The organism is Microbacterium sp. BF1 (assembly GCF_019279095.1).
GTDB classification, from domain to species: Bacteria; Actinomycetota; Actinomycetes; order Actinomycetales; family Microbacteriaceae; genus Microbacterium; species Microbacterium maritypicum.
Window position 1 is genome coordinate 1 of record NZ_JAGYWT010000387.1, and the last position, 2,378, is coordinate 2,378.

Sequence of the window (2,378 nt, forward strand, 5' to 3'; positions counted from 1 at the left end):
AACGCCGTCGAGGCCGTGGCGACCCCGCCCACCGGGCCACTTCTCTCCGAGACCACCTCGGTCGCCGTGCCCATCGCACCGGCTCCCGCGTTGCAGCTGACGAAGACCGGAGCGGTGCTCGACGGCGGCGCGGGTGAAGCCGGTGACGTCATCCGCTTCGCATTCGTGTTCCAGAACACCGGATGCGCTCCTGGTCACCTCGGTCGGCGTCGGGCTGCTCCTCGTGCTCGCACTCGTGCTGTGGATCCCGCTCGGCCTGTACTCGGCCACAGCGGTCGAGGCGATCGTCGTGGGGCTCGGACTGCTGTGGATGGCGACGCTCGTCCGCGTGCTCGCGATCGTCGCACCTGAGGGGTCCCGTCCCTCGGCGCGCCCGTCGCTGAGGCGCGCCCGGCATCCTTCGGGCGGGCCATCGGAAAGTCGGGGGCGCGCTCGCGGGGATGGCGTGGTACGGTAGGCAACGTGCCTCTTCCCGGAGGCGTCATTCATCACCGGCCCGCGAACGCTTGCTGCGACGTGTGTGGCCCGACATCTGGATCCGAATTCTGCGCCGATTGGTTCGGCACGGATCCCCTGAAAACTTCGCCCCTTCCGTTCGGAGGGAGGCTCACTCGTATCCTCCGGTTCTTCCGGTGCGATGCACAAGCCGTGTAAAACAGCGGCTAGATCAACAGAAAGTAGAAACACATGGCCACTGGCACTGTGAAATGGTTCAACGCGGAAAAGGGCTTCGGCTTCATCGCTCCCGATGACGGCTCGGACGACCTCTTCGCCCACTACTCGGCTATCGCCGGCTCCGGTTTCAAGGAGCTCCGCGAGAACCAGAAGGTCGAATTCGACGCTGAGCGTGGCCCCAAGGGCATGCAGGCGGCGAACATCCGCGCTCTCTGAGCGCGCGCTGACTTCCTGAAACCGGTCGGATCCTCACGGATCCGACCGGTTTTTTCGTGCCTCCGTCGTCGGAACCTCGGGAAGATCCGGGGTGAGGTTCACCTAACCTCCGTGTTAGATTAGGCCAGGCTTACCAAAGGCTGGGCGCTTCATCCGCGCCGCCCTCTCACCCCGAACCCGAAGTGAACGCCTGTGCGCACCTCTCGAATCCTCGCCATCGGCGCGGCCGCCGCGCTCGCCATCGGCCTCTCCGCCTGTGCGTCCTCCGCACCGGAGTCGACTTCGACCACCGGCGGCAACCCCGCATCCGACGACGCCTTCCCCGTCACCGTCGAGCACGTCTACGGCGAGACCACGATCACCGAGAAGCCCGAGCGTGTCGCTACCGTCGCGTGGGCGAACCACGAGGTGCCGCTGGCCCTGGGCATCGTTCCGGTCGGCATGAGCAAGGCGTCGTGGGGTGACGACGACGACAACGGCGTGCTGCCCTGGGTCGAGGAGAAGCTCGATGAGCTGGGCGCCGAGACGCCGGTGCTGTTCGACGAGACCGACGGCATCGACTACGAAGCCGTCGCCGATACCGAGCCCGACGTGATCCTCGCCGCCTACTCCGGCCTCACGCAGGAGGAGTACGACACCCTCTCAAAGATCGCTCCGGTCATCGCCTACCCGACGGTCGCCTGGGGCACCTCGGTCAACGACATGATCGAGATGGACTCCAAGGCCCTCGGCCTCGAGAAGGAGGGCAAGGCTCTGATCGAGCAGCTGGACGCCGACGCGCAGAAGGCGCTGGAGGCCAACAGCGTGCTGAAGGACAAGAAGGTCCTCTTCTCCTACATCGACCCGACAGACCTTAGCCAGGTCGGGTACTACACGGCGATCGACACCCGCCCCGGTTACCTCCACGGCCTCGGACTGCCGTTCCCCTCGATCGTCGAGGAGAACAAGGACAGCGACCAGTTTTACCTGACGGTCAGCGCCGAAGAGGCGCAGAAGTTCGATGACGTCGACCTGTTCATCACGTACGGCGATGAGACGATCATCCCCTTGCTGCAGGCCGACCCGCTGCTGTCGAAGATCCCCGCCATCGCCGAGGGGCGCATCGCCGTCCTTCCGGACGCCACCCCCATCGCGGCATCGGCGAACCCGTCGCCGCTGTCCATCCCGTGGGGCCTCAGCGACTACCTCGCGCTCCTGGCTGCACCGCTCGCGCCGTAGTCGTTCGATCCGCCGCAGCGGAGTGAATGCTCAGTGACCTCAGCAACCGTCATCGCACCGGCACCGGGCGCCGCAGACCTGCGGCGCCCGGTGCTGGTGAGAACCATCTGGCTCCTCGTCGGGATCGTGGTGCTCGTCGTCCTCAGCATCCTGTCGATCTCGTTCGGCGTGCGGGCGGTCTCGTTCGACGACATCGCGGCGGCCCTCACCGGTCGCACCGACACGATCGCCGAGGCCGCGATCGTCAAGCGCATCCCCCGCACTGTCCT

General features: G+C 66.3%; 3 protein-coding genes and 1 pseudogene. All 4 read left to right on the forward strand.

Translation table 11 applies throughout. The annotated features are described in order from the left end of the window. Positions 1-351, forward strand: a 351-nt coding sequence (locus KZA10_RS12540; RefSeq protein WP_218683037.1) for a hypothetical protein, incomplete at its 5' end; no start/stop codon positions are given. Positions 352-687: 336 nt separating this feature from the next. Further along, on the forward strand, positions 688-891 hold the full coding sequence (locus tag KZA10_RS12545; protein ID WP_017831237.1) for a cold-shock protein: 204 nt from the start codon (positions 688-690) through the stop codon (positions 889-891). Between the two features lie 192 nt (positions 892-1,083). Beyond that, the gene (locus KZA10_RS12550) at positions 1,084-2,109 is read left to right on the forward strand and encodes an iron-siderophore ABC transporter substrate-binding protein (protein ID WP_055869272.1); all 1,026 of its coding nucleotides are present in this window, start codon (positions 1,084-1,086) and stop codon (positions 2,107-2,109) included. Between the two features lie 33 nt (positions 2,110-2,142). Further along, positions 2,143-2,378: pseudogene (locus KZA10_RS12555) on the forward strand (iron ABC transporter permease); the annotation flags it as partial.